This is a genomic window from Methylobacterium sp. AC433, from assembly GCF_979253015.1.
On sequence record NZ_CEEDBN010000005.1, the window covers coordinates 86,206 to 110,461 of the forward strand.

Here is a 24,256-nt window from a genome sequence, read left to right on the forward strand (position 1 = left end):
ATTGTCTGAACCGCGCGTCTGAACTGGAGCCACCCATGCTGAAGGTCCGTCAGGCCACCCCGCCCGTGCCATCCCGCCGCGCCTTCCTGGGCGGCGCCACCGTGGCCGCCGGGGCGCTCGTCATCGGCTTCACCCTCGATCCGGCCAAGTTCGCCCGGGCCGCCGCCGGCCCCGACCTCTCGGGCCTGCCGCCGATGCCGAACGCCTTCGTGCGGATCGCCGCCGACGACACCGTGACGGTGGTGATCAAGCATCTCGACATGGGCCAGGGCAACACGACCGGGCTGGCCACCATCCTGGCCGACGAACTCGACGCGGACTGGGCCACCATCCGCACGACCTTCGCGCCGGCCGATGCCACGCTCTACAACAACTTCGCCTTCGGCCCCGTCCAGGGCACCGGCGGCTCCACCGCCATCGCCAATTCCTGGGTCCAGTTGCGCAAGGCCGGCGCGGCCGCCCGCGCCATGCTGGTGGCGGCGGCCGCCGAGCGGTGGAAGGTCCCGGCCTCCGAGATCGCCGTCGAATCCGGCACGGTGCGCCACGCGGCCTCGAACCGGCAGGCCCGCTTCGGCGAACTGGCCGAAGCCGCCGCCGCCCAGCCGGTGCCGAAGGAGCCGCGCCTCAAGGAGGCGAGCGCGTTCACCCTCATCGGCAAGAAGGTGCCGCGCGTCGATTCGGTGGCCAAGACCGACGGCACGGCGATCTACTCCCTCGACATTCGCCGCCCGGGACAGCTGACCGCGGTGGTGGCCCATTCGCCGCGCTTCGGCGGCACCGTGAAGAGCGTCGACGACAAGGCCGCCCGCGCGGTGGCGGGGGTGGTCGACGTGGTGACGATCCCCACCGGCGTCGCCGTCCTCGCCAGGGATACCTGGTCGGCGATGAAGGGCCGGGACGCGCTCACGGTCGCCTGGGACGACAGCGCGGCCGAGACGCGCTCGTCCGACGCGATCCTGGCCGATCACCGGAAGCGCCTCGAGACGCCGGGCCTCGTCGCCTCGAAGAAGGGCGATGCAGCGAACGCGATCGCCGGCTCGGCCAAGGTGCTGGAGGCCGAGTTCACCTTCCCCTACCTCGCCCACGCGGCGATGGAGCCCCTCAACGCCACCATCGAGAAGGCCTCGGACGGCACCTACGACGTCTTCGCCGGCTGCCAGCTCCAGACGATCGAGCAGGCGGTGGTGGCCGCCAATCTCGGCGTGACGACGGACAAGGTCCGGCTGCACACGCAATGGGCCGGCGGCTCCTTCGGCCGGCGCGCGACGCCGAGCGCCGACTACTTCGCCGAGACCGCCTCCATCGTCCGCGCGACCGGCGGCAAGGCGCCCATCCACCTCGTCTGGACCCGCGAGGACGACATGGCCGGCGGCTTCTACCGGCCGATGGTGGTCCACCGCCTGCGCGCCGGCCTCGACGCCAAGGGCGGGATCACGGGCTGGGAGCACCGGACCATCGGCAAGTCGATCATGATCGGCACCGCCTTCGAGACCATGATCGTGAAGGACGGCATCGACGCGACCACCGTGGAGGGCGCCTCGGACACGCCCTACGCGCTGCCCGCCTACCGCTTCGAGGTCCATAACGCCCGCGAGGGCGTGCCGGTGCTGTGGTGGCGCTCGGTCGGCCACACCCACACCGCCCAGGCGATGGAGGTGTTCATCGACGAGCTCGCCCATGCGGCCGGCGCCGATCCGGTCGCCTACCGACTCGGTCTGCTCGGGGGCGCCCCGCGCCTCTCCGCCACCCTGAAGCTCGCCGCCGAGAAGGCCGGCTGGGATCCGAAGAAGGCGGCCGACAAGAATCGCGGCCTGGGCGTCGCGGCGCACGAATCCTTCGGCTCCTACGTCGCCATGGTGGCGGACGTGACCGCCGAGGACGCCAAGGTGAAGGTGAACCGCATCGTGGCCGCGGTGGATGTCGGCGTCGCGGTCAACCCCGACGTGATCCGCGCCCAGGTCGAGGGCGCCGTGGGCTTCGCCCTGTCCTCGGTCCTGCGCAACAAGATCACGCTCAAGGACGGCGTGGTGCAGGAGAAGAACTTCGACGCCTACGAGCCGACCCGCATGAGCGAGATGCCGGTGGTCGAAGTCCACATCGTGCCCTCCACCGCCGCGCCCACCGGCATCGGCGAGCCCGGTGTCCCGGTGATCGCCCCGGCGATCTCGAACGCGATCTTCGCCGCCACCGGCCAGCGCCTGCGCTCGCTGCCCCTCGACCTCAGCGGCCTCAAGGGCGCCTGAGCCGGAGCGACGACGCGGCCCCTCGTCCGGGGCGCGGGCGCCGCCTATCTCGGAGGGCATCATGCTCTCCGAGACCAAGCCGGCCGAGACCCCCTTCGACGCCACCGTGGCGCGCCTGCGTGCCTGCCGGATCTGCCGGGACGCGCCGCTCTACGGCGCGCCCCTTCCGCAGGAGCCGCGCCCCATCGTCCAGGGCCTCGCCTCGGCCCGGCTCTGCGTCGCGAGCCAGGCCCCCGGCAACCGGGCGGACAAGAGCGGCATCCCCTTCATGGACCCCTCGGGCACCCGTCTGCGGGACTGGCTCGGCCTCGACGAGGCGGCGTTCTACGATGCGAGCCGTCTCGCCATCGTGCCGATGGGGGCCTGCTTCCCCGGCTACGACGCGAAGGGCGGCGACAAGCCCCCGCGCCGGGAATGTGCCGAGCGCTGGCGAGAGGAGCTGTTCGCCGGCCTGCCCGACCTCGAACTGATCCTGGTGATCGGGCAATACGCACAGGCCTGGCACCTCGGCCGCTCCAAGGCGGGTCTCACCGACACCGTGCGGCGCTGGCGCGAGATCCTGGCGGGCCCCCGCACGCCGCGGGTGCTGCCGCTGCCCCATCCCTCCTGGCGCAACAGTGGCTGGCTCAAGGCCAATCCCTGGTACGAGGCCGAATTGCTGCCCGTCCTCAAGGCGGAGGTGGCCTGGGCGATGGCGCCCCGTTGACAGGCGCGGTCCTGCGCGGGATCGCTCGCCGCGGAGACGGAGACATTCATGACCGCAATGCTGGACCCGCGCGACCGCCTGATCGTCGCCCTCGACGTGGCGACCGTCGACGAGGCCGAGCGCCTCGTCGACCGGATCGGCGATGCCGCGACCTTCTACAAGATCGGCTATCGGCTGGCCTATTCGGGCGGGCTCGCCCTGGTGCCGCGCCTGGCCGCCTCGGGCCGCAAGGTCTTCCTGGATCTCAAGCTCCACGACATCGGCAACACCGTGGAGGAGGGGGTGCGCGCGCTCACCGACCTCGGGGCCACCTTCCTGACCGTCCACGCCTATCCGCAGACCATGCGGGCGGCGATCCGGGGCCGGGGCACGAACGGCCCGAGGATCCTCGCCGTGACGGTCCTGACATCCTACGACGACGCGGACGCGGCCGAGGCCGGCTATGCCCTGCCGGTGGCCGATCTCGTGGCCCGGCGCGCCGGTCAGGCGGCGGCGGTTGGCATCGACGGGATCGTCTGCAGCGCCGCCGAGGCGCAGGCGGTGCGTGCCCGCATCGGGGCCGACCGTGCCATCGTCACCCCGGGCATCCGGCCGGCCGGCGCCGAGGCGGGGGATCAGAAGCGCGTGATGACGCCCGGCGCGGCACGGCGGATCGGTATCGACCACGTCGTCGTCGGCCGGCCGATCACCCAGGCGGCGGACCCCCGCGCGGTCGCCCAGGGCATCGTCGCGGAGATGCGCTGAGAATCGTGTGCGTCAGGCCTTGCGGCGCAGGCTTCCGAGCAGGAAGTCGATCATCGCGGCGACGGGCGGCGCACCTGCATCGGGGTAATGGCTGACCAGGGCCGGGTGGCAGTAGCGGATGATACCGGTGTGGATGCAGGCCGCCGCGATGGCCGGATCGGCCACCTCGAACTCGCCGGTGTCGACGCCCTCCTGGACCAGGCGGCGCAGAACCGAGCCGATCGCGTCGACATGGGCGCGGCAGACGTCCCAACTCTCGGTGATGGCCGCCTCGACCATCTCGTGCAGGCGGGGATTGGCCTCGCAGCGCTCGACGCAGGCCTGATGCATCACCGTGATGACGCCCGCGATACGCTGGGCCGCATTCCGGCCCGGCGCCACGGCAGCCAGCGCCACCCTCTGCTCGGTATCGTCCATCAGGCGCTGGATCACCGCCTCGTGGATCGCCTTCTTCGATTCGAAGAAGCGGTACACGTTGGCGGGACTCATCCGCAGCGTCTTGGCGATGTCGGCGACGGTGGTCTTCTGGTAGCCGATCAGCCGAAACGCTTCCTCCGCCGTCGCGAGGATGCGGCAGCGCGTGGTCGGGCCGGATTCTTCGGAAATGTCGCGGACGATGGCCGCTGCACGGGTCATGGCGATAAACTAGGCTGTTGCCACGTCGACGTCAAAGAACGCGCCGCACCGTGCCCCCGCTGCCGGCAGCATGCCGACGCGACGCGAAGCCCAGCGCCTCGCGACGCCGGGACGTGTCTCACCAGATCCGGATCGAAAGAAACTAGGATCCGAACTGCGAACCCAATTGCTCCAGGTATTCGGCCAGATCGACGCCGCCGATCCGCTTGCCGTAGTCGAAACGCATGCCCTGGCGGATGTCGACGCTGCTGCTCTTCGTCGTCAGCGTGAAGGGCTTCACGCAGATCCAGGCGCCGTCACGCCGATGTTCAAAGAAGTTCAGGATCTCATGCTTGGCCATGGCGCGCTCCCGGCTGTCTCTCCAGACAACGGGCCGGAACGGGAACGGTTGCGCTCCCACTTAACGAAGTTCGAGCTTGACCGTTAGACTTGGTCGGCACCGCGCCGCACTCCGTGATGGTGCGGCGCGACTGTTCTGCTCTTGAGGGGATTACCACAAGGCCCGTGAACGTGGCTGCCGGAGGGCCTGTGGTCCGCCGGGGTGGCGCATTCCGGGTGATCCGAAATCAGGCGGCGCTCTTCAGGGCACCCGTGCTGTCGTGGAAATCCGGCCCGTTGATCGTCCGGGTCACGTAGCCGTCGCGGATCAGGTAATCGCCGAACCGCTCGCCGGGCTGCTTGTTCCGGGCATAGGCCGCGAAGAGCGGGTCGAGGATGGTCTTGATCTCCGAGGCGGTGACGTCCTCGGCGTAGAGCTTGCCGAGGCGCGAGCCGTCGAAGGCCGCACCCAGATAGAGGTGGTAGCGCTCGGGGCCGCGTCCGACGAAGCCGATCTCGGCGATGAAGGGCCGGGCGCAGCCGTTGGGGCAGCCGGTCATCCGGATGGTGATCTCGTCGTCCTGCAGGCCGTGGGAGGCGAGGCTCGTTTCCAACTCGTCCATCAGGCTCGGCAGGTAGCGCTCGCTCTCGGCCAGGGCCAGGCCGCAGGTCGGCAGGGCGACGCAGGCCATGGAGTTGCGGCGCAGGGCGCTGGCGCCCTTCATCATGCCGTACTGGTCCACCAGCGCCTCGATCTCGGCGCGCTTCTCGCCCGGCACGTTGGCGATGATGACATTCTGGTTTCCGGTCAAGCGGAAGTCGCCCTCGTGGATCTCGGCGATCCGGCGCAGGCCGGTCAGCAGCTGTGGGCCGTTCTCGTAGTCCTTGATCCGACCCGAGGCGACGTAGAGCGTCAGGTGGTGGCGGCCGTCGTCGCCCTCGGTCCAGCCGTAGCGGTCGCCGTTGCCCGTGAAGGTGAAGGGCTTCGGGTCGTCCAGCGGCTTGCCGACGCGCTTTTCGACCTCGGCCCGGAAGGCGGCGAGGCCGTAGCGCTCGATGGTGTATTTCAGGCGGGCGTTCTTGCGGACCTTGCGGTTGCCCCAGTCGCGCTGGACCGTCATCACGGCCTCGGCCGCCTTCAGGGCGTCCTCGGGCTTCACGAAGCACATCACGTCCGCGGTGCGCGGGAAGGTGTCGGTCTCGCCGTGGGTCATGCCCATGCCGCCGCCGACCGTGACGTTCCAGCCCGTGACCTTGCCCTTCTTGTCCAGGATGGCGATGAAGCCGAGGTCGTGGGCGAAGATGTCGACCTCGTTCGACGGCGGCACTGCGACCACGGTCTTGAACTTCCGGGGCAGGTAGGTCTTGCCGTAGACCGGCTCGATCTCGGCCGCGTCCTCGCCGCCGACCACGCGCTCGCCGTCGAGCCAGATCTCGCGCCAGGCGCTGGTCTTGGGCAGGAGCGAATCCGATATGTCCTTGGCGAGCTGGTAGGCGGCCTTGTGGGCGCCGGTCTGGGCCGGGTTCGTCGCCGCCATCACGTTGCGGTTGACGTCGCCGCAGGCCGCGATGGTGTCCAGCAGCGTCGCGTCGATGGCCGCCATCGTGCGCTTGAGGTTCGACTTGATGACGCCGTGATACTGGAAGGTCTGGCGCGTGGTCGCCCGCAGGGCGCCGCCCGCATAGGTCGTGGCGATCTTGTCCAGCGCCAGCCACTGCTTCGGGGTGACGACGCCGCCGGCGATGCGCAGGCGGATCATGAAGCTGAAGGCCTTCTCGAGCTTCTTCTTGGTGCGCTCGGCCCGGATGTCGCGGTCGTCCTGCAGGTACATCCCGTGGAACTTCACGAGCTGTCCGTCATCCTCCGAGATGGCGCCGGTCGCGTGCTTCAGGAGGCCGTCCGCCAAGGTGCCGCGCAGGTAGCCGCTGGCGATTTTGATGTGTTCGTTGGCGGCAAGACCCGCCGCGCGCGCCGCTTCCGCGTCCGAGATCGGGCGGTCGGTGGGCGGGGTCTCGTAGGTGCGGGTGGTGGTCTTGTCGGCCATGGCGGGATTTCCGGTTCGGGAGCTCTCCTCCCCCCTGTGGGGAGGAGTTGGAGGTGGGGGTGGTGCAGGAGGCACCGCGAGCGCTCGATCCTGCACCACCCCCACCCTCGGTCCCTCCCCACGAGGGGGAGGGAGGGGTCTCAGTAGACGTCCTGCTGGTAACGGTGGGCGCGCTCCAGGGCGGCGACGGCCGCTTCGGCCTCGGCGGGGCTGAGCGCCTTCACGTCCTGGAAGGCCTTCACCACGGCGCCCCGCACGTCCTTGGCCATTCGGGTGGCATCGCCGCAGACGTAGAAGCTGGCGCCGCCGTCGAGCCAGGCGACGACCTCCTCGGCGTGCTGGGCGATCCGGTCCTGCACGTAGATCTTTTCCGGCTGGTCGCGCGAGAAGGCCACGTCGATCTGCGTGAGCGACCCGTCCTCCAGGGCCTCCTGCCACTCGAGCTGGTACAGGAAGTCGTGGGTGAAGTGCCGGTCGCCGAAGAACAGCCACGCGCGGCCGGGGGCCTCGACGGCGCGGCGCTCCTGCACGAAGGCGCGGAACGGCGCGACGCCGGTGCCGGGGCCGACCATGATGATGTCGGTGGCCGGGTCCTGCGGCAGGCGGAAGTGGCGGTTGGGCTTCAGCTTCACCCGCAGCTTGGCGCCGTTCCTGATGCGGTCGGCCACGTGGGTCGAGGCGACGCCGCTGCGCGTCCGGCCATGGGTCTCGTAGCGCACCGCCGCGATCACGAGGTGGACCTCGTCGCCCACCTCCTTGCGCGAGGAGGCGATGGAATAGGCCCGCGGCGGCAGGGGCCGGGTGATGGTGTTGAGGTGCTCGGGCGTGAGCGTCGCCGGATAGGCGGTGATGAGGTCGATGAGGTGGCGGCCCTCGATCCAGGCGCGCAACTCGCCGCTGTCGATTAGCTTCTGCGCCTCGGCATGGCCCGTCGCCTTGACGAAGCGCTCGACCGTGGTGGCCGACAGGGTGGTGATGTCGCGTTCGGCCAGCAGCGCCCGGCGCAGGGCCGCGTCGTCGGAGAGCCCGGTGGCGGTCAGGATCTCGTCCACCAGGGCCGGGTCGTTCTCCGGATAGATCTCCAGCGAATCGCCGGGCTCGTAGGCCGGGGCGCCGTCCTCGAATTCGAGGGCGAGGTGGATCGTCTCCTTGTCGGAGCGCGACGAGTTCAGGTTGACGTGGTCGATGACCTCGACGACCCGGGGCTCGCGGCTCGGCTCGGCCTCCTCGTCCTCGTCGCCGGCGGCGCGGGCGGCGAAGTCCACCGCCACCACGTTGTCGGCGCTCGGCGGCGGGGCCAGGGCCTTGAGGGTGTCCTTGATCCAGGCGGCGGCCGGTGTCTCGAAATCGAGGTCGAGGTCGGCGCGCTCGTGCGCACGGGTGCCGCCCAGCGCTTCGAAGCGGGCGTCCAGCGCTTTCCCGATGGCGCAGAACTCCGCGTAGGAGGTGTCGCCCAGCGACAGCACGCCGAAGGACACGCCGTCGAGTCGCGGCGCGCCGTCGGCCATCAGCTCGTTGTAGGCGCGCACGGCCCGGGCCGGCGGCTCGCCCTCGCCCCAGGTCGCCGCGATGGCGACGATGCGCTTCTCCTTGGCGAGACTGGCGATCTCGAGATCCGCGAAGTCGACGATCTTCGGCTTGAAGCCGTTCTTGCGGGCGAGCTTGGCCATGTCGCCGGCGAGCTTCTCGGAGTTTCCGGATTCGCTGGCGAACAGGATGGTCAGCGGCTCGGCCGCCTTCGGTGGCGCGGCCGGGACGGCGGCGGCCTGCTGGGCGCCGCTGGCGTCGAGGCCGGCGAGGAAGCCGGCGAGCCAGGCGCGCTGAATCGGGGAGGCGGCGCCGAGGACGGCGTCGAGGCTCGCGCGTTCGGTGTCGCCGAAGGGAGCTGTGCGGGGGATGATCGCGTGTCGTGCCATGTGGGAAGCCATGTCGTCCTGAGAGGCCGGCTGTCAACGGGGTTGTCCGTTTTACAGAACGACGTCACGGTAGAAGGAGCTGCCTGCGTGTGCAGTGCAAAAGAGAATTTTATTCCCCGGCCACCACCGACAGCGTCGGCGTGAAGCGTCCGTTGGCGGGTGGGGCCGGAAGGGGCAGGGCGGTGGTGGACTTGACCTTCTCCATCGCGAACCGGGAGGTCACGTTCTTGAGGGGCAGAGTCGCGATGAGGTGCTTATAGAACGTATCGTAGGCGCGCATATCGGCGACGACGACGCGGAGCATGTAGTCCACATCACCGGCCATGCGATAGAATTCGAGCACCTCAGGCATCGCCGAGACCGTTTCGGCAAAGCGCTCCAGCCATTCGCGCGAGTGATCCGCCGTCTCGATGGAGACGAATACGGTGAGCCCGAGGCCGAGTTTCACCGGGTCGAGGACGGCCACGCGCCGGTCGATGACGCCGTCCGCTTCCAGGCGCTGGATGCGCTTCCAGCACGGCGTCTGCGACAGGCCGACCTTCTCGCCGATGGTGGCGATGGACAGGGTGGCGTCGTGCTGCAGCAGCGCCAGGATCTTCAGGTCGATCGAATCCAAGCTGGCCTCGCGGGTTCGTGAGCCGGGCCGACGTGCGAGGGAGCACGTCGCGGCGACCGGTCAAAAGGAATTTTCTTCGCCAGGCAACGGAAAACGGTCCGTGCCCGTTGCGGCAGGGCAGTGTTCGCGGATGGGGATTGCCCCGCGCGGATGGCCGCCATGCCTTGACAGCGTTCGTTATAGCGAACATTTCAGGGTCCAGACAAGCCACTTCACAAAGTCTCCCATGACCTCTCAACTGGATAAGACGGCGCGGGACCTGGCCTCCGCAATGGCCGGCCTCGACCTCAAGGGCCGCATCGCGCATATCGAGGCGGCCGTGCCGGGTCGCCTGGTCTTCACCACCAGCCTCGGCATCGAGGATCAGGCGCTCACCCACGCGGTGGCGATGCACAAGGGCCGGACCGAGATCGTCACCCTCGATACGGGCCGCCTCTACCCCGAGACCTACGACACCTGGACGGAGACCGAGTCCGCCTACGGCATCCGCATCCGCGCCTATGCGCCGGAGCGCGAGGCCGAGGAGCGCTTCGTGGCCGAGTCCGGTATCAACGGGTTCCGTCATTCGGTCGCCGCGCGCCAGGCCTGCTGCGGCTTCCGCAAGGTCGAGCCGCTGGGACGTGCCCTCGCGGGGGCCGCCGGCTGGCTCACGGGCCTGCGGGCCGGGCAGTCGGCCAACCGCGCCGACACGCCGCTGGCCGAGGCCGACGCGGCGCGCGGGCTGATCAAGATCAACCCGCTGGCGGATTGGTCCCGCGCCGACGTCGAGCGCTTCGTCCTGGAAAACTACGTTCCCTACAACGTGCTGCACGACCGCGGCTTCCCGTCGATCGGCTGCGCGCCCTGCACCCGGGCGATCCGGGTCGGCGAGGACGAGCGCGCCGGCCGCTGGTGGTGGGAGCAGGCCTCCAAGAAGGAATGCGGCCTGCACGTCCAAACCTCGGACCTGCACGAGACCGTCGCGCCCGGCCAGGAAGCGGCCGCCTTCGAGACGACCCGACACGCCAACACCCTGGAGATGGCCCGATGAGCGCCGCACCCCTCACCACCCATGCGGCGAGCCGGTCCGAGCGGCTCACCCACCTTCAGCGCCTGGAAGCCGAGAGCATCCACATCATGCGGGAGACGGTCGCCGAGACCGAGAACCCGGTGATGCTCTATTCCATCGGCAAGGATTCGTCGGTGCTGCTGCACCTGGCGCTGAAGGCCTTCGCGCCCGGGCGCCTGCCGTTCCCGCTGATGCACATCGACACCACCTGGAAGTTCAAGGAGATGATCGCCTTCCGCGATCGGCGCGCGAAGGAGCTCGGCCTCGACCTCATCGTGCACACCAACCAGGACGGTCTCGCCCGCGGCATCGGCCCGGTGAGCCACGGCTCGGAAGTGCACACCGACGTCATGAAGACCCAGGCGCTGCGCCAGGCCCTCGACAAGCACAAGTTCGACGCGGCCTTCGGCGGTGCCCGGCGCGACGAGGAGGCGAGCCGAGCCAAGGAGCGCATCGTCTCCCTGCGCACGGCGCAGCACCGCTGGGACCCGAAGCGCCAGCGTGCCGAGCCCTGGCACCTCTACAACATGAAGAAGAAGCGCGGTGAGTCGCTGCGCGTGTTCCCGCTCTCGAATTGGACCGAGCTCGACGTCTGGCTCTACATCGAGCAGGAGCAGATCCCGATCGTGCCGCTCTACTTCGCCAAGCCGCGTCCGGTGGTGGAGCGTGACGGCCAGCTCATCATGGTCGACGACGACCGCTTCCCCCTCAACCCGGGCGAGACGCCCCAGGAGCTGACGGTCCGCTTCCGGACACTGGGCGACTATCCCCTGACCGGGGCCGTCGAGAGCGACGCCGCGACCCTGCCGGAGATCATCGGCGAGACTCTGGCCGCCCGCACCTCGGAGCGCCAGGGCCGGGTCATCGACAAGGACGGCGCGGGCGCCATGGAGCGCAAGAAGCAGGAGGGGTATTTCTAAGATGACGATCCATCAGTCACCCGAAACCTTCGGCTACGACGCCTTCCTGTCCGCCCACCAGAACAAGGAAGTCCTGCGCTTCATCACCTGCGGCTCCGTCGACGACGGCAAGTCGACGCTGATCGGCCGCCTGCTGCACGACACCAAGCAGATCTTCGACGATCAGGTCACGGCGCTGCAGCGCGACTCGCGCAAGCACGGCACGCAGGGCGCCGAGATCGACCTGGCGCTCCTGGTCGACGGCCTCCAGGCCGAGCGCGAGCAGGGCATCACCATCGACGTCGCCTATCGCTTCTTCTCCACGGACAGGCGCTCCTTCATCGTCGCCGACACCCCCGGCCACGAGCAGTACACCCGCAACATGGCCACGGGCGCCTCCACGGCGGACGTGGCGGTGATCCTGGTGGATGCCCGCCAGGGCCTGACCCGGCAGACCCGGCGCCATGCGCTCCTCGTCTCGCTGCTGGGCATCCGGCGCGTGGCCCTTGCGGTGAACAAGATGGACCTCGTCGGCTGGTCCGAGACCCGCTTCGAGGAACTCCTGGCGGCGTTCAAGGACTTCGCCACGCCCCTCGGCTTCACCGAGGTCCGGGCGATCCCGCTCTCGGCCAAGAACGGCGACAACGTCGTGCTGCCGGGCGCCGCCGCCCCCTGGTACACCGGCACGCCGCTGCTCCAGTACCTCGAAGAGGTCCCGGTTCGCGTCGAGGAGCAGGCCGCCCCGTTCCGCATGGCGGTGCAGTGGGTGAACCGGCCGAACTCGGATTTCCGGGGTTTTGCCGGCCTGATCGCCAGCGGGCGCGTGGCCCCCGGCGACGCCGTGATCGTCGAGCCCTCGGGCCGGACCTCCAGGATCGCCCGGATCTTCACCGCCGACGGCGATCTGCCCCACGCGGTGGAGGGCCAGTCGGTGACCCTGGTGCTGGCCGACGAGATCGACGCCTCGCGCGGCTCGGTCATCGTCACCGCCGACGCGCCGATGCGGGTGACGGACAGCCTGGATGCCCGCCTGTTCTGGGCGGCCGAGACCGAATTGCTGCCCGGCGCCACCCTGCTCGCCAAGATCGGGACCGTGACGGTGAACGCCGTCGTGTCCACGATCCGGACCCGGATCGATCCCGAGACCGGCAATCCCGAGCCGGCCGCGCGCCTCACCGCCAACGACATCGCCGACGTCACCCTGACGCTCGACCGGGCCGTGGCGGTGGATGCCTATACGCAGAACCGCGACACCGGCGGCTTCATCCTGATCGACCGCGAGACCACCGACACGGCGGCCCTCGGCCTGATCCAGGCCGATGCCGCGGCGGCCACGGTCAAGGACGAGCCCGCGGAGGTGCGCGAGAATCGCTCCGGCGGCGGCTTCCTGTCGAAGCTGCGCTGGGTCTTCGGCGGGATCTGACCCGGCCCGACGGCGCCCGGATAGACACCACCATCGACGGCCTTGCCGCCGCGGCTTCCCCTGGAGCCGCGGCGGTTTGCGTTCGCCTCAGGTGGTCGCCGGACCGCAGAGGGTATCGCTGCAGCAACGGAAGGTCTCCCTTGCCCGTGCGCGGCGGCGCGACTAGGGTCCGCGCCGCTCGATCCGACCTTCGTAAATATACGGGAGTGACCACCCATGGGCTTTCTGGCCGACGCCTTGTCCCGCGTGAAGCCGTCCGCGACCATCGCGATGACGCAGAAGGCGCGCGAGCTGAAAGCGCAGGGCATGGACGTGATCAGCCTCTCCGTGGGAGAGCCGGATTTCGACACGCCCCAGCACATCAAGGATGCGGCCATCGAGGCGATCCGGCGCGGCGAGACCAAGTATCCGCCGGTCTCCGGCATCGTGCCGCTGCGCGAGGCCATCGCGAAGAAGTTCAAGCGCGAGAACGGCCTCGACTACAAGCCGTCCCAGACCATTGTCGGCACCGGCGGCAAGCACGTCATCTACAACGCGCTCCTCGCGACCCTGAATCCCGGCGACGAGGTGGTGATCCCGCGTCCCTACTGGGTCTCCTACCCCGAGATGGTGGTGCTGTGCGGCGGCACCCCGGTCTTCGCCGAGACCGACATGGCGCATGACTTCAAGCTCCAGCCCGAGGAGCTCGAGCGGGTGATCACGCCCAAGACCAAGTGGATCATCCTCAACTCGCCGTCGAACCCTTCCGGCGCGGCCTATGCCCGCGACGAGCTCAAGAAGATCACCGACGTGCTGATGCGCCACCCGCAGGTCTGGGTGCTCACCGACGACATGTACGAGCACCTGACCTACGGCGACTTCGAATTCGTCACCCCGGCCCAGATCGAGCCCGGCCTCTACGAGCGCACGCTGACGATGAACGGCGTCTCCAAGGCCTACGCGATGACCGGCTGGCGCATCGGCTACGCCGCCGGCCCCGAGCACCTGATCAAGGCGATGGACTTCGTCCAGGGCCAGCAGACTTCCGGCGCCTCGACGATCTCGCAATGGGCCGCGGTCGCCGCCCTGGAGGGGACGCAGGCGCACCTCGCCGAGTTCCGCGCGGCCTTCCACACCCGGCGCGACCTCGTCGTGTCGATGCTGAACCAGACCAAGGGCCTGAAGTGCCCGACGCCCGAGGGCGCCTTCTACGTCTATCCGTCCTGCGCGGAGACCATCGGGCGCAAGACCCCGGCCGGCAAGACCATCGCGACCGACGAGGACTTCGTGGTCGAGCTGCTCCAGGCCGAGGGCGTCGCCGCCGTCCACGGCTCGGCCTTCGGCCTCGGCCCCAACCTGCGCATCTCCTACGCCACCTCCAACGCCGCCCTCGAAGAGGCCTGCACCCGCATCCAGCGCTTCTGCGGCTCCTTGAGCTGAAGCCGCGCCGGGCGCAACCCTTGCGTCCCTCGAGCGACCGCGCCCCGGCCGAGAGCCGCGGCGCGGTCGTTCGCGTTTCGGGAGGCTCGTGCTCATGACGACGATCGCCATCCCGGCGGCCGGGGCGATGGGGAACGGCCCGCCTCACCGAGAACGGTGCCGAGGTCCTGACCATCCTCGACGACCGCAGCCCGGCGACCCGGGCTCGTGCCCTCGCCGCCGGCATGACCGATAGCGACGCCGCCGGCCTGATGCGGGTCGACCTCCTGTTCACCATCGTCCCGCCCGCCGGCGCGGCGGATCTCGACGCCCGTTGGTCGGGCCCGGACGAGGCAGGGGAGGTGGCCGCCCTGCGGGCCTGCGCGGCGGCGTGCGGATCGTCGCAGCCGTCATGACGCGGACGATGCCGGTTGCCGGCTCAGCCTGCGCCGCCTACATCGGCGGTCCCTGCTGCCGAGGCGCCCGATGGTTTCGCGAACCCTCTCGGGCTTGGCATGGTGGCGGGGCTTGTCGTGACGGGACCGTGCGGACCAGTTCTCTGCGTGGCTCCTGTGAGGCCTAGTGGGCCGGGTTGCGACAGGCGTGTCACGGACGCGGGGAACAGGAACCGCTGCCTTGGCGCATGGCCCACCTCGACGGCCGCGTCCCATCGCGGGACGGAGGCGGAGCGGTATCCCGATCACGGTCGTTAACGATCCTGGGCAAGTGTAGGAGCCGGCCGGGGAACCGGTCGCGTGCCACTGCGTAGTTTCGGGCCTGACCACCATGAGACGCCTCCTGACGGGTGGCATCAAGGCGATCCTCGCGGTCGCCGCGCTCTCCACCGCCGCTCACTGGACCTTGCGCCTGCAGCGCGAGCCAACCCCCTCGGTCCGCGCCCAGGCGGACCTCGCCGACCCCATCACCACCGGATCGATCACGCCGCGTCGGGCCGAGCCCGCCGTGCTCGCCGAGCCGACGCCCGATTTTGCCAAGACCCTGGACCAGCGCCATCTCTCGGAGCTCTTCGCCGGCGCGTCGCCCGAGAAGGCCAAGGTCCAGAAGACGGCCGTCAAGCGCTGATCCTCCCTGCGCGGCACGACCGCCGCAACGTCGCACGCCCGGACTTCGGGCGCGCGCTCCTCGGCGTTCGGATCCGCCCGTCGATCAGGCGGCCACGCGGCCGCCGTGGTTGCCTTCCCGAACCTCCTCGATGATCTTGGCGCAGAAGGCGTCGAGATCGCCGGGATTTCGGCTCGTGATGAGACCCCGGTCGGTGACGACCGGCTCGTCCTTCCAATCCGCACCCGCGTTGATGACGTCCGTCTTGATCGACGCGAACGAGGTCATCCGCCGCCCCTTCGCCGCGCCCACCTCGATCAGGAGCCAGGGGGCGTGGCAGATCGCGGCCACCACCTTGCCGGATTCCAGGAAGCTTCGGATCACCTCGAGAGCCTTGGGTTCGAGGCGCAGCTTGTCAGGGTTGATCTGGCCGCCGGGGAGGATGAGGGCGTCGTAATCCTGCGGTGAGATCGACTCGAGATCCTTGTCGACGGCGACGTTCTTGCCCCAATCGGTCCGGTCCCAGCCGCGAATGGACTCCTTTGCCGCGCGCGACTGCGGCGCCGCTACGTGGACGGTGGCGCCGGCCTGCCTGAGCCTGTTCTGCGGGACGGTGAGTTCGGTCTCTTCGAAGCCGTCGGTGGCGACGATCAAGACCTTGGCCTGCCTGATGTCAGACATGAGATTCTCCGGAATTCCGAGGGTATGGCACTGAACAGGAGCGGCGGGACGCCGGTTCCCCGCGCGCGCCCTCCGGGCGGGGAACCCGGCCACGCTCGGCCGTGTTGGTCCGCACATCCCTCAGACAGACAGGAGGCTTCGCATGGCCAACCAGGAGATGGCCAATCCCGGCCTGCCGATCCCGGAGCCGCTGCCGGGTGGAATTCCCGGCGATCTGCCGATGCCGCCCCCGCCGGACGAGCAGCCGGATATCGGGCCGACGGGTCCGCGCACGCCCTATCCGGTCAACGACCCGGGAATCGACGAGCCGGCCGGTCCGGGCTCGGAGCCGGACTACCTGCCGGGCGGCCCGACCGATCCCGGCATACGCATGTAGTGAACCTCAGTGGTCGCCGTGCGACGCACGCACGTCGCGCGGCGCGCTCAGGATCTCGGAGAGGCTCGTCGCCACATGACGGGCCTCTTCGTCCGTCAGGCGAAGCTGAAACGGCGGCAGGGCGCCGGCCTGTAACGCCACGACGGCCTGGCCCTTCTCGTCGGTTCCGACCTCGATCGCCGAAGACGTGACGTCCAGCATCGCGATCTCTTCGTCGGTGAGGTCGTCCGGAAGGTCGGAATCGTCGGGTTCGTCGATGGCGGTGAGCAACTGGCCCACTGCGCGCACGAGGGCGCGGGCCGCTCGCGCATCCATCACCACCGCCGTGGCCTGATCGTCCTTTTGAAATGAAAGCTGAATGTTCGCCCCTTCGAGGGAAACCGAAATGCCCGCCATGAATCGCCTAACCGCTTGCTCGGGAACTCTTATATGCGGTCGGCCAGGCAAATGACACTGGGTGTCCCGTCGCGGACGCGCTGCCGCGCCCTCGCTTCGGTCGGGTAGGATGCCTTGTTGCCGCCGCATGATCGGACTACATGGTGGATAGCGGGTATCGGTGAGCTGGGATCTTGTACCGCAAGCGTCTCACGTCCTGCTGATTCCGTCAGGCCTACCGAAGAGGATCCGCCGCTTGCGTCGAGCAGACGCAGGCTGTTGATCGACGAACGATACGAGGATCTATTTCGTGAATACCGGCACTGTAAAGTGGTTCAACGAGACCAAGGGCTACGGCTTCATTCAGCCTGACGACGGCGGCAAGGATGTGTTTGTGCACATCTCCGCAGTCGAGCGCGCTGGCATGCGCAACCTCATCGAAGGTCAGAAGGTCTCCTACGAGATCCAGACCGACAAGCGCAGCGGCAAGGACTCGGCTGGCAACCTCCAGGCGGCCTGACGCTCTCGGCGCCAGCCTCCGGGCTGGCGTCACCCCGAACGGCTTCCCACGAAGCCTCCGCCGCCGGCGACCGACGCCCTTCTGGGGAGAATGGGTCGAGGCTCCGGCATCTCCCGCAACACCAACGACGCTCGCGGTTCCCTGATTCCGACGCGTCCGAGACATTGCACGCAAAACTGCACGTTATTGAAAGCACACAAGAAAAATATGTTGTTTGAATACACCCGACGCCGCGGCGTCCGTTCGCCCGTCACCGATGCGGCGACCTTCAAGGTGGGTCATCTGAAGCAGACCATGGCTCAGGAAGCCAAGACCGTCGACCTCAGCCACCTCATCGACACCTCCTACAACTACCATTCGCCGCGCGAGCTGCGCTGGCATCTGGCCGAGCGGTTCGGCATGGCCCCAGAGGCGATCGCCCTGCGCGAGCATCACTGATCCAACGCCGCCCTGATCCTGTCGGGGCGGAGCGCTCGTTTCACCATCCAACCGACGTCAAGGTCGAGCCCGGCGCCCAGGTGTCGGGCTTTTCTGTGTCCTGGGTGCGCAAGCCGTGGTCGGGCCTGCCCTCAGCAGGGCGCCATCGCGGCGACGACGTCGTCGCGCAGGCCCTGCGAGACCGCCACCAACTCGCCGTGCACGGGGTCGGGTCGATTGTAGGTCGTCGGCCGTCCCTGCAGGTCGCTGACCGTACCGCCCGCCTCGCGCAGGATCAGGTCGGCACCGGCCAGGTCCCAGTCTCGCGCATGGGGCGAGACGAGACCGATATCGATGGAGCCCTCGGCCACCCGCACGACGCGCAGGGCGAGGGAGGGCACGCGCTCGACGGTGACGAGGTCGGCCGGCTGCCCGTTCGCGCCGGCGCCTCGGGAGAGACGGTCCATCATCGGCTTCGGGCCCGTGACCCGCGCACCCTCGACGGCCCCCTGGCCGGAGACGGTGATGGTCTCGCCGTTGCGGGTGGCGCCCGCACCGGCCACGGCCTCGTAGAAAGTGTCGGTCACGGGCGCATGGACGAAGCCGAGGATCGGCTGCCCCGCGGACAGCAAGGCCACCGCGATCGACCAGTCGGGATGGCCGGACATGAAGGCGCGCGTCCCGTCGATGGGATCGACGATCCAGACGAGGCCGGCATCGAGGCGGATCGGGTTGTCGCTGGTCTCCTCGGAGAGCCACGCCGCCCGCGGCAGCATGGCGCTGAGGCGCACCTTCAGGAACGTATCCACCGCCACGTCGGCCTCGGTCACCGGAGAGCCGCCGGCCTTCGACCAGACCCGTGCCCCGGTCTGTCCGCCCACCTTGTAGAACGGCAGGGCGAGGGCGGCCGCTTCGCGGATCGTCTCGCGCAGGGCGGGAACGAGGGCGAGCGCGGATTCCGGGGCGATCGGGTCGGACATGCGTCTCCATACGGCTCTGGAGGTCTGGCTGGGCACCTGTTGAAGAGCCCTTCGCCCCGGCACGGATACCTGGAGGGCGGCGCTGCCTTCGTTGTAGGGTGCCGGGCGGGCCGCCACAAGCAGAGCGGCGCAGATGTCGATACGGGCAAATCTTGTCGAACGAAGCAAGGAAGCGTTGAGCATTCCGCGCGCTTCACCCTTGTCCATACTCGCTTAACGCTCACTCTTAAGCTGGTCTGAGGAGGTTAGACGCAAATCTGCTTGTCATAGACGGGCAGCCCATAGAGGTTGCCAGCGCCAACAGGGTGTACGAGCCATGAACACTTTCGCGAACATGAACGACATGTCGGCGGATGCCACCTTTGGCGGCGCTGTCCCGGCTCTCACGGTGTCGCTCCTTCCGGTGATCGCCCGAACGGGCGCCACCCGCCCTGCCGGCGTGGCCCTGGCCTTCGCCGAGGACGACTCGGATGCCTGCGGCGAAGATCGCTTCGATCTCCTCCTCGTCGATGCCGCCGGTCGGGTCGTCGCCCGACTCGGGCCGTTCTGCGAGGACGAGGTGGTGGCTCACTGGCGCGACGTCTCCGCAAAGTCGGGCCTGCCGCGGATGATCGTCAAGGAGGACGGCGAACTCGCCAGCGTCTCGAACCAGCTCGGTCCGGTGGCCTTGGGCCGGACCCGGACCCGCCGTCGGCACGGCCTGCTCAACGGCCGCCGCCCGCGCTTCCTCGTCCGTCGCAAGACCGGCGCGCTGCCCGTCCGCCCCCTGATCCATCGCGGCGAGAGCGAGATCATTTCCGGCGCCCGCTGCTGAATTCGGGTCGACGGCTCTAAAGGATATGCTTCACGGCGGCATCCGCTGCGAGGCCCAGGAACAGGATCAGGCCCGCCTCCCGGTTGGAGCGGAAAAGCGTGAGGGCGCCGCGCCCGTCCCGCGTGTCGAGGTGCAGCACCTGTCGCCCGAGATGGGCGCCGAACAGGGCGACGCCGAGGAGGCCCACGGGGCCGGCGCCCGCCAGGAACGCGGCCAGCCCGACGAAGGCGACGCTGGCGCCGTAGCACAGGCCGATCGCCCCCCGCATCCGGCGCCCGAAGAAGCGGGCCGAGGAGCGGATGCCGGCGATCTCGTCGTCCTCGATGTCCTGCACCGCGTAGATCGTGTCGTATCCGATCACCCAGGCAATGGTGCCCGCGTAGAGCAGCAGGGCCGGCGCATCGAGACGCGCGAACACCGCCACCCAGCCCATCAGCGCGCCCCACGCGAAGGCGAGACCGAGGACCGCCTGCGGTACCGGCATGACGCGCTTCATGAAGGGATAGATCGCCACCGGCACCAGGGAGGCGATGCCGATCGCGATGGCGATCCCGTTGAACTGCAGAAGCACCGCGAGGCCGACCAGCGCCTGCGCCACCAGGAAGACGGCGGCGTGGCGCGCCCGGATCTGCCCCGAGGGCAGGGGGCGCGAGCGCGTGCGCTCCACCTGAGCATCGAGGTCGCGGTCGGCGATGTCGTTGTAGGTCGAGCCCGCGCCCCGCATGGCGACGGCGCCGACGAAGAACAGGGCGAGGTGGACCGGATCGGGGAAGGCGGCGCCGGACCGGATGGCCGCGAGCGAGGCCGACCACCAGCAGGGCAGCAGCAGCAGCCACCAGCCGATGGGGCGGTCGATGCGGGCGAGGCGCAGGTAGGGGCGCGCCCAGCGAGGCGCGATCCGATCGACCCAATGGCCCGCGACCGCATCGGCGACGCGGCGATCGGCGTGCGGGGAACTCACGCCGCCCATGAACCCGCAGGCGCGATGAACCGACCCGTCCGTGATTGGTTCAGCACAGGATCAGAGGGCGCCCTGCGGCATCTTCAGGCTGCCGGTCAGGCCGGGGCCACCGAGCAGGCCGCCGCCGCCGCCACCGTTCTGGGCCTGGGCACGGGCCTGGGCTTCCATCTTCGAGGCCTGAGCGGCGACGCCGCAGACCTTGGTCTTGATGCCCGACACCTTGACGTGGTCGGCCTTGAAGCCTTCCGCGAAGGAATCCGGGATCGAGCACCACTCCTTGTTGGCGGTGATCCACTTCAGGCCGGCGGTGCCGTTGGCCTGGAGCTTGCCGAACAGGGTACAGGCCTCGGCCGGGGTCATCTTCTTCTTCGAGTTCGAGGCGGCGTTCGCCTTGCCGATCAGGTCCTTGCGGGCCTGGAGGGTCTGCTGGATCTCGCCGCATTCAGGGGCCTGCGCAAAGGCCTGGCCGCTGAAGAGCGCCGTGCTGGCGATGGCGACGGCGAGCGCCGCATTGGTCTTGAACGACATGCCCTGAGATCCTTTCTCCCTCCATCCTCGATCCGATGCGGTTGAGCCCGGCGACCGGATGCGGAATGGCTTGATTCGTGCCGCGATGCGCTGGAAGTCCGGCGCATGCTGGTCCTGGCCTCGTTTCGGCATAGGAATGTGGCGCCTTTCAAGCCGCAAACGCCGGGCCGCATTCGGAGGTGGATTTGCGGCGCAATGTTGCCGCTTGTTGCGGTTTTGCATCAGGCGCGACGGTTGAGGAACGTGCCGTTGACAGCCGGGGCACCCCACGCGACCACCCGGGCATGGCCGCTTACGATTTCACCGCTCCGCGCCTCTTCGTCGAGGCAGACCTGGCCGTCGGCGCCAGCCTGCCCCTCGACCGAGCGCAGGCGAACTATCTCCTCAACGTCCTGCGGCGTGGACCCGCTGACCCGGTCCTCCTGTTCAACGGACGCGACGGCGAGTGGCGAGCCGAGATCGCGCCGACCGGGCGCAAGAGCGCCGACCTCGTCGTGCGCGAGCGCACACGCCTGCAGCCGGAGCGCGCGGATCTCCACTACCTGTTCGCGCCCTTGAAGTCGGCGCGCCTGGATTACATGGCGCAGAAAGCCGTGGAGATGGGGGCCGGCACCCTCCGGCCGGTCTTCACCCGCTACACCCAGGGCGAACGGCTGAACCTCGAGCGCATGCGGGCCAACGCCATCGAGGCGGCCGAGCAATGCGGCATCCTCGACGTGCCCGAGATCCAGGAGGCCACGAAGCTCCCGGTGGCGCTGGCCGAGCTCAACCCCTTGCGCCTGCTGGTGTTCTGCGACGAGGATGCATCGGTCGCCGACCCTGTCTTCGCCCTGCGTCGGGCGGCGGACCCGGCTGCCGCCCCGCCCCTCGCGGTGCTGGTGGGACCCGAGGGCGGCTTCGCACCCGAGGAACGGGCCCTGATCCTGGAGCGCCCGAACACGGTGGCCCTCTCCCTCGGACCGCGCATCCTGCGCGCGGACACGGCCGCGGTGGCGGTGCTGGCCCTCGTGCAGGCGGTGCTCGGTGACGCCCGCTGAGGCGGGGCAAGCCCGCGTTGTTCGCGCGGGTCCCCTGGCCTATGAGGCGCGTTGACCCGACTTAAGGGGCCACGCCGCTGCGGTCCGGTGCGCCTCTCCTTTGAACGACCTTCCTGAAGAGGCAGCGCATGGCGCGCGACACGTCCGACACGACGCCCCTGACCACGCGGGACGAGCTCATCGCCTGGTTCGCGGAGGGCGAGAAGCCGCGTGCGCGCTTCGCCATCGGGACCGAGCACGAGAAGGTGCCGTTCTACCGCGATGGCAACCGGCCGGTCCCGTACGAGGGCCCGAACGGAATTCGAGCCCTCCTCGAGGGGCTCGGCCGTGAGACGGGATGGGAGGCGATCGAGGATGCCGGTCATCTCATCGGCCTCGCCGGCGCCGAGGGCGGCGCGATCTCCCTGGAGCCGGGCGGGCAGTTCGAACTCTCCGGTGCGCCCCTCGCCGACGTGCATGCGACCGCGGCCGAACTGCGCGCGCATCTCGATGCGACGGCCCGCGTGGCGGATGGGCTCGGCATCGGTTTCCTCGATCTCGGCATGAGCCCGAAATGGACACGGGAGGAGACCCCCGTCATGCCGAAGAGCCGCTATAAGATTATGGCGGGCTACATGCCGAAGGTGGGTCACCTCGGACTCGACATGATGCTGCGCACCGCAACGGTGCAGGTGAACCTCGATTTCGCCTCCGAGGCCGACATGGTCGCCAAGATGCGCGTCGCCCTAGCGCTGCAGCCGGTGGCCACCGCGCTCTTCGCCAACTCGCCCTTCACCGACGGCCGCCCCAACGGCTTCCTCTCGCGCCGGTCCGAGATCTGGCGCGACACCGACGCCGATCGCACCGGCATGCTGCCGCGCGCCTTCGAGGACGGCTTCGGCTATGAATCCTACGTCGACTGGCTGCTCGACATGCCGATGTACTTCGTCAAGCGCGGCGAGACCTACCACGACGTCTCCGGGGCCTCGTTCCGCGACCTGATGGCCGGCCGCCTCACGGCGCTGCCGGGCGAGCGCGCCACGGTGTCCGACTGGGCCAACCACGCCTCGACCGCCTTCCCGGAGGTCCGCCTGAAGCGGTTCATCGAGATGCGCGGATCGGACGTCGGTGGCCCGGCGATGATCGCCGCGCAGGCCGCCTTCTGGGTCGGACTGCTCTACGACCAGGCCTCGCAGGCCGCGGCCTGGGACATCGCCAAGGGCTGGAACGCCTGCGACCGCGAGGGCCTGCGGGCCACCGTTCCGCGCCTCGGCCTTGCCGCCCGCATCGCCGGCCGGCCCCTCGGGGCCGTGGCGGCCGAGGCGCTGACGATCGCCCGCGCAGGCCTCGTCGCCAGGGCGCGCCGGGACGGACAGGGCCGCGACGAGACCCACTTCCTCCAGCCCCTTGAGGCCATCGTCGCCGCCGGGCGCTCCCTCGCCGAGGAACGCCTCGTCGATTACGAGGGCCGCTGGCAGCGCTCCGTGGAGCCGGCCTTCACCGAATGCGTCTTCTGAGCGACCCGCTTCGCGAAGCGGGCAAAGGCCTGCTTCCGGCATCCAGATGTGCTCGAAGTCACGCGCGATCGGAGCTTGGCTGTGGCGATTCTGGAACGGATCGCCAACTTTGCCGTTTCCTGGGATGTTTCATCCTGTGACGGAGAACGCTCGCATGTCGCGCATCTTGTCCCTCGCCCTCGCGGGCACCACCGCCATCGGTCTCTCGGCCGGTTCCTTCACGGCCGCTCAGGCCGCACCGATGCCGGCGCTCAGCGCCGCTCAGGTCGGCGGCGGCGCGACCGTCGAGACCGTCCGCTATCGCGGCGGCTACGGCCGCGGCTATTACGGTGGCTACCGTCGCGGCCCCGGCGTCGGCGGTGCACTCGCGGCCGGTGCGGCCCTCGGCATCATCGGCGGCGCCATCGCGGCCAGCCAGGCCCCGCGCTACGGCTACTACGATCGCGGCTACGTGGGCACGGGTTACGGCTATGGCTACGGCGCACCCGCCTACGGGTACTACGCGGCCCCGTCCTACGGTTACGGGTACGGCTACCCGGCCTACGGCTACGGCTACTGAGGTCGCGGATCCCGGGCGCCGGCGCGCCCGGGTCCACCTTCCGAATTCCCGTCGACGGTCGAATCCGTCGGCGGGAATTTTCGTTTCGGCGTGGTAGGTCATCGGTCCGGGACGATGCCGCGCAGTGGGATGCGACGCCGATGACCGAGACGGACAGCGAGACGACGCATCTCGATCTCACCGGATTGAAGTGCCCCTTGCCGGCCCTGCGGACCCGCAAGGCCCTTCGCCGGATGTCGCCCGGCCAGGTCCTGGTCGTGACCTGCACCGATCCGATGGCGGTGATCGACATTCCGCACCTCGTGCGCGAAATGGGCGACATCCTCGTCGGACAGGAGCGCGGTCCCGACCGCCTGATCTTAACGATCCGCAGAAGCCTCACAATCCCGGGAACCGTTGCCGAAAACACGCGCTCCACGCCTCATTGATGCGCCAACCCCCTGTTAGGGCCGCACATC

General features: G+C 69.3%; 27 protein-coding genes. 17 read left to right on the forward strand and 10 right to left on the reverse strand.

The features are described from left to right. Positions 1–35: 35 nt before the first annotated feature. The 3 genes from AC0IWM_RS09960 (at position 36) to pyrF (ending at position 3,693) form a co-directional block, all read left to right on the forward strand. A complete protein-coding gene (locus tag AC0IWM_RS09960; RefSeq protein ID WP_471754769.1) occupies positions 36–2,243 on the forward strand; it encodes a xanthine dehydrogenase family protein molybdopterin-binding subunit in 2,208 nt (735 codons plus the stop codon). A 61-nt stretch (positions 2,244–2,304) separates the two neighbouring features. Then, positions 2,305–2,949 (forward strand): uracil-DNA glycosylase family protein, encoded by a 645-nt coding sequence (locus AC0IWM_RS09965; RefSeq protein ID WP_471754771.1) that lies wholly within the window; start codon positions 2,305–2,307, stop codon positions 2,947–2,949. Positions 2,950–2,997: 48 nt separating this feature from the next. Beyond that, positions 2,998–3,693: an orotidine-5'-phosphate decarboxylase gene (pyrF, locus tag AC0IWM_RS09970; RefSeq protein WP_471754773.1), complete on the forward strand. Its 696-nt coding sequence runs from the start codon at positions 2,998–3,000 to the stop codon at positions 3,691–3,693. A 12-nt stretch (positions 3,694–3,705) separates the two neighbouring features. Here pyrF and AC0IWM_RS09975 read toward each other — a convergent pair whose 3' ends face one another. The 5 genes from AC0IWM_RS09975 to AC0IWM_RS09995 form a co-directional block, all read right to left on the reverse strand. After that, positions 3,706–4,329 carry a TetR/AcrR family transcriptional regulator gene (locus AC0IWM_RS09975; protein WP_471754775.1) on the reverse strand — a complete coding sequence of 208 codons (624 nt, stop codon included), beginning with the start codon at positions 4,327–4,329 and terminating at the stop codon, positions 3,706–3,708. A 142-nt stretch (positions 4,330–4,471) separates the two neighbouring features. Then, positions 4,472–4,669 carry a hypothetical protein gene (locus AC0IWM_RS09980; RefSeq protein WP_056477244.1) on the reverse strand — a complete coding sequence of 66 codons (198 nt, stop codon included), beginning with the start codon at positions 4,667–4,669 and terminating at the stop codon, positions 4,472–4,474. 226 nt (positions 4,670–4,895) lie between these two features. Continuing rightward, positions 4,896–6,692: an NADPH-dependent assimilatory sulfite reductase hemoprotein subunit gene (locus AC0IWM_RS09985; protein ID WP_471754777.1), complete on the reverse strand. Its 1,797-nt coding sequence runs from the start codon at positions 6,690–6,692 to the stop codon at positions 4,896–4,898. 140 nt (positions 6,693–6,832) lie between these two features. Beyond that, on the reverse strand, positions 6,833–8,608 hold the full coding sequence (locus tag AC0IWM_RS09990; protein ID WP_471754779.1) for a diflavin oxidoreductase: 1,776 nt from the start codon (positions 8,606–8,608) through the stop codon (positions 6,833–6,835). Positions 8,609–8,717: 109 nt separating this feature from the next. Beyond that, positions 8,718–9,224 (reverse strand): Lrp/AsnC family transcriptional regulator, encoded by a 507-nt coding sequence (locus tag AC0IWM_RS09995; protein WP_056185002.1) that lies wholly within the window; start codon positions 9,222–9,224, stop codon positions 8,718–8,720. 226 nt (positions 9,225–9,450) lie between these two features. Between AC0IWM_RS09995 and AC0IWM_RS10000 the strand changes: the two genes are divergently transcribed. The 6 genes from AC0IWM_RS10000 to AC0IWM_RS10025 all read left to right on the forward strand — a co-directional run bounded on the left by AC0IWM_RS10000 (position 9,451) and on the right by AC0IWM_RS10025 (position 15,075). Next, the gene (locus tag AC0IWM_RS10000; RefSeq protein ID WP_471754781.1) at positions 9,451–10,254 is read left to right on the forward strand and encodes a phosphoadenylyl-sulfate reductase; all 804 of its coding nucleotides are present in this window, start codon (positions 9,451–9,453) and stop codon (positions 10,252–10,254) included. Beyond that, a complete protein-coding gene (cysD, locus tag AC0IWM_RS10005; RefSeq protein WP_471754783.1) occupies positions 10,251–11,192 on the forward strand; it encodes a sulfate adenylyltransferase subunit CysD in 942 nt (313 codons plus the stop codon). Before AC0IWM_RS10000 ends, cysD begins: the two co-directional genes overlap by 4 nt. Position 11,193: 1 nt before the next feature. Continuing rightward, on the forward strand, positions 11,194–12,594 hold the full coding sequence (gene cysN / locus AC0IWM_RS10010; RefSeq protein WP_471754785.1) for a sulfate adenylyltransferase subunit CysN: 1,401 nt from the start codon (positions 11,194–11,196) through the stop codon (positions 12,592–12,594). Positions 12,595–12,810: 216 nt separating this feature from the next. Then, complete coding sequence (locus AC0IWM_RS10015) at positions 12,811–14,013, forward strand: pyridoxal phosphate-dependent aminotransferase (protein ID WP_471754787.1); 1,203 nt, start codon at positions 12,811–12,813, stop codon at positions 14,011–14,013. A gap of 224 nt (positions 14,014–14,237) precedes the next feature. Further along, positions 14,238–14,408: a hypothetical protein gene (locus tag AC0IWM_RS10020; RefSeq protein ID WP_471754789.1), complete on the forward strand. Its 171-nt coding sequence runs from the start codon at positions 14,238–14,240 to the stop codon at positions 14,406–14,408. A 370-nt stretch (positions 14,409–14,778) separates the two neighbouring features. Then, complete coding sequence (locus AC0IWM_RS10025; protein ID WP_471754791.1) at positions 14,779–15,075, forward strand: hypothetical protein; 297 nt, start codon at positions 14,779–14,781, stop codon at positions 15,073–15,075. 84 nt (positions 15,076–15,159) lie between these two features. Here the strand turns inward: AC0IWM_RS10025 and AC0IWM_RS10030 are convergent, their stop codons facing one another. Beyond that, positions 15,160–15,735 carry a type 1 glutamine amidotransferase domain-containing protein gene (locus tag AC0IWM_RS10030; RefSeq protein WP_471754793.1) on the reverse strand — a complete coding sequence of 192 codons (576 nt, stop codon included), beginning with the start codon at positions 15,733–15,735 and terminating at the stop codon, positions 15,160–15,162. 157 nt (positions 15,736–15,892) lie between these two features. Here AC0IWM_RS10030 and AC0IWM_RS10035 point away from each other — a divergent pair, with 157 nt between their 5' ends. Next, positions 15,893–16,111: a hypothetical protein gene (locus AC0IWM_RS10035; protein ID WP_056477523.1), complete on the forward strand. Its 219-nt coding sequence runs from the start codon at positions 15,893–15,895 to the stop codon at positions 16,109–16,111. Positions 16,112–16,117: 6 nt separating this feature from the next. Here AC0IWM_RS10035 and AC0IWM_RS10040 read toward each other — a convergent pair whose 3' ends face one another. Then, entirely contained in the window at positions 16,118–16,507 is a 390-nt protein-coding gene (locus AC0IWM_RS10040) for a hypothetical protein (protein ID WP_056477212.1), read from the reverse strand. Positions 16,508–16,796: 289 nt separating this feature from the next. Here AC0IWM_RS10040 and AC0IWM_RS10045 point away from each other — a divergent pair, with 289 nt between their 5' ends. Next, complete coding sequence (locus AC0IWM_RS10045) at positions 16,797–17,006, forward strand: cold-shock protein (protein ID WP_026175704.1); 210 nt, start codon at positions 16,797–16,799, stop codon at positions 17,004–17,006. 207 nt (positions 17,007–17,213) lie between these two features. Beyond that, on the forward strand, positions 17,214–17,444 hold the full coding sequence (locus AC0IWM_RS10050) for a hypothetical protein (RefSeq protein ID WP_056477208.1): 231 nt from the start codon (positions 17,214–17,216) through the stop codon (positions 17,442–17,444). 131 nt (positions 17,445–17,575) lie between these two features. On the opposite strand, the gene AC0IWM_RS10055 is transcribed toward AC0IWM_RS10050, so the two are convergent. Next, positions 17,576–18,403, reverse strand: coding sequence for a 3'(2'),5'-bisphosphate nucleotidase CysQ (locus tag AC0IWM_RS10055; protein ID WP_471754795.1), 828 nt, complete (start codon positions 18,401–18,403; stop codon positions 17,576–17,578). 316 nt (positions 18,404–18,719) lie between these two features. Between AC0IWM_RS10055 and AC0IWM_RS10060 the strand changes: the two genes are divergently transcribed. After that, on the forward strand, positions 18,720–19,217 hold the full coding sequence (locus AC0IWM_RS10060; protein WP_471754797.1) for a DUF6101 family protein: 498 nt from the start codon (positions 18,720–18,722) through the stop codon (positions 19,215–19,217). A gap of 16 nt (positions 19,218–19,233) precedes the next feature. On the opposite strand, the gene ubiA is transcribed toward AC0IWM_RS10060, so the two are convergent. Both ubiA and AC0IWM_RS10070 read right to left on the reverse strand, forming a co-directional pair. Continuing rightward, positions 19,234–20,187 carry a 4-hydroxybenzoate octaprenyltransferase gene (gene ubiA / locus AC0IWM_RS10065; protein ID WP_471754799.1) on the reverse strand — a complete coding sequence of 318 codons (954 nt, stop codon included), beginning with the start codon at positions 20,185–20,187 and terminating at the stop codon, positions 19,234–19,236. A 51-nt stretch (positions 20,188–20,238) separates the two neighbouring features. Further along, positions 20,239–20,706 carry a hypothetical protein gene (locus AC0IWM_RS10070; RefSeq protein WP_471754801.1) on the reverse strand — a complete coding sequence of 156 codons (468 nt, stop codon included), beginning with the start codon at positions 20,704–20,706 and terminating at the stop codon, positions 20,239–20,241. Positions 20,707–20,990: 284 nt separating this feature from the next. Here AC0IWM_RS10070 and AC0IWM_RS10075 point away from each other — a divergent pair, with 284 nt between their 5' ends. The 4 genes from AC0IWM_RS10075 (at position 20,991) to AC0IWM_RS10090 (ending at position 24,226) form a co-directional block, all read left to right on the forward strand. After that, positions 20,991–21,743, forward strand: coding sequence for a 16S rRNA (uracil(1498)-N(3))-methyltransferase (locus tag AC0IWM_RS10075; RefSeq protein WP_471754803.1), 753 nt, complete (start codon positions 20,991–20,993; stop codon positions 21,741–21,743). 128 nt (positions 21,744–21,871) lie between these two features. Beyond that, positions 21,872–23,239 carry a glutamate--cysteine ligase gene (locus AC0IWM_RS10080; protein WP_471754805.1) on the forward strand — a complete coding sequence of 456 codons (1,368 nt, stop codon included), beginning with the start codon at positions 21,872–21,874 and terminating at the stop codon, positions 23,237–23,239. A gap of 154 nt (positions 23,240–23,393) precedes the next feature. Further along, positions 23,394–23,798, forward strand: coding sequence for a hypothetical protein (locus tag AC0IWM_RS10085; protein WP_463774520.1), 405 nt, complete (start codon positions 23,394–23,396; stop codon positions 23,796–23,798). Between the two features lie 140 nt (positions 23,799–23,938). Continuing rightward, positions 23,939–24,226, forward strand: coding sequence for a sulfurtransferase TusA family protein (locus tag AC0IWM_RS10090; RefSeq protein ID WP_471754807.1), 288 nt, complete (start codon positions 23,939–23,941; stop codon positions 24,224–24,226). Positions 24,227–24,256 lie beyond the last annotated feature (30 nt).

Coding starts and splice junctions, on each gene's coding strand:
- AC0IWM_RS09960 (WP_471754769.1), top strand. CDS start 36: ATGCTGAAGGTCCGTCAGGCCACCCCGCCCGTGCCATCCCGCCGCGCC.
- AC0IWM_RS09965 (WP_471754771.1), top strand. CDS start 2,305: ATGCTCTCCGAGACCAAGCCGGCCGAGACCCCCTTCGACGCCACCGTG.
- pyrF (WP_471754773.1), top strand. CDS start 2,998: ATGACCGCAATGCTGGACCCGCGCGACCGCCTGATCGTCGCCCTCGAC.
- AC0IWM_RS09975 (WP_471754775.1), bottom strand. CDS start 4,329: ATGACCCGTGCAGCGGCCATCGTCCGCGACATTTCCGAAGAATCCGGC.
- AC0IWM_RS09980 (WP_056477244.1), bottom strand. CDS start 4,669: ATGGCCAAGCATGAGATCCTGAACTTCTTTGAACATCGGCGTGACGGC.
- AC0IWM_RS09985 (WP_471754777.1), bottom strand. CDS start 6,692: ATGGCCGACAAGACCACCACCCGCACCTACGAGACCCCGCCCACCGAC.
- AC0IWM_RS09990 (WP_471754779.1), bottom strand. CDS start 8,608: ATGGCACGACACGCGATCATCCCCCGCACAGCTCCCTTCGGCGACACC.
- AC0IWM_RS10000 (WP_471754781.1), top strand. CDS start 9,451: ATGACCTCTCAACTGGATAAGACGGCGCGGGACCTGGCCTCCGCAATG.
- cysD (WP_471754783.1), top strand. CDS start 10,251: ATGAGCGCCGCACCCCTCACCACCCATGCGGCGAGCCGGTCCGAGCGG.
- cysN (WP_471754785.1), top strand. CDS start 11,194: ATGACGATCCATCAGTCACCCGAAACCTTCGGCTACGACGCCTTCCTG.
- AC0IWM_RS10015 (WP_471754787.1), top strand. CDS start 12,811: ATGGGCTTTCTGGCCGACGCCTTGTCCCGCGTGAAGCCGTCCGCGACC.
- AC0IWM_RS10020 (WP_471754789.1), top strand. CDS start 14,238: ATGACCGATAGCGACGCCGCCGGCCTGATGCGGGTCGACCTCCTGTTC.
- AC0IWM_RS10025 (WP_471754791.1), top strand. CDS start 14,779: ATGAGACGCCTCCTGACGGGTGGCATCAAGGCGATCCTCGCGGTCGCC.
- AC0IWM_RS10030 (WP_471754793.1), bottom strand. CDS start 15,735: ATGTCTGACATCAGGCAGGCCAAGGTCTTGATCGTCGCCACCGACGGC.
- AC0IWM_RS10035 (WP_056477523.1), top strand. CDS start 15,893: ATGGCCAATCCCGGCCTGCCGATCCCGGAGCCGCTGCCGGGTGGAATT.
- AC0IWM_RS10040 (WP_056477212.1), bottom strand. CDS start 16,507: ATGGCGGGCATTTCGGTTTCCCTCGAAGGGGCGAACATTCAGCTTTCA.
- AC0IWM_RS10050 (WP_056477208.1), top strand. CDS start 17,214: ATGTTGTTTGAATACACCCGACGCCGCGGCGTCCGTTCGCCCGTCACC.
- AC0IWM_RS10055 (WP_471754795.1), bottom strand. CDS start 18,403: ATGTCCGACCCGATCGCCCCGGAATCCGCGCTCGCCCTCGTTCCCGCC.
- AC0IWM_RS10060 (WP_471754797.1), top strand. CDS start 18,720: ATGAACACTTTCGCGAACATGAACGACATGTCGGCGGATGCCACCTTT.
- ubiA (WP_471754799.1), bottom strand. CDS start 20,187: ATGGGCGGCGTGAGTTCCCCGCACGCCGATCGCCGCGTCGCCGATGCG.
- AC0IWM_RS10070 (WP_471754801.1), bottom strand. CDS start 20,706: ATGTCGTTCAAGACCAATGCGGCGCTCGCCGTCGCCATCGCCAGCACG.
- AC0IWM_RS10075 (WP_471754803.1), top strand. CDS start 20,991: ATGGCCGCTTACGATTTCACCGCTCCGCGCCTCTTCGTCGAGGCAGAC.
- AC0IWM_RS10080 (WP_471754805.1), top strand. CDS start 21,872: ATGGCGCGCGACACGTCCGACACGACGCCCCTGACCACGCGGGACGAG.
- AC0IWM_RS10085 (WP_463774520.1), top strand. CDS start 23,394: ATGTCGCGCATCTTGTCCCTCGCCCTCGCGGGCACCACCGCCATCGGT.
- AC0IWM_RS10090 (WP_471754807.1), top strand. CDS start 23,939: ATGACCGAGACGGACAGCGAGACGACGCATCTCGATCTCACCGGATTG.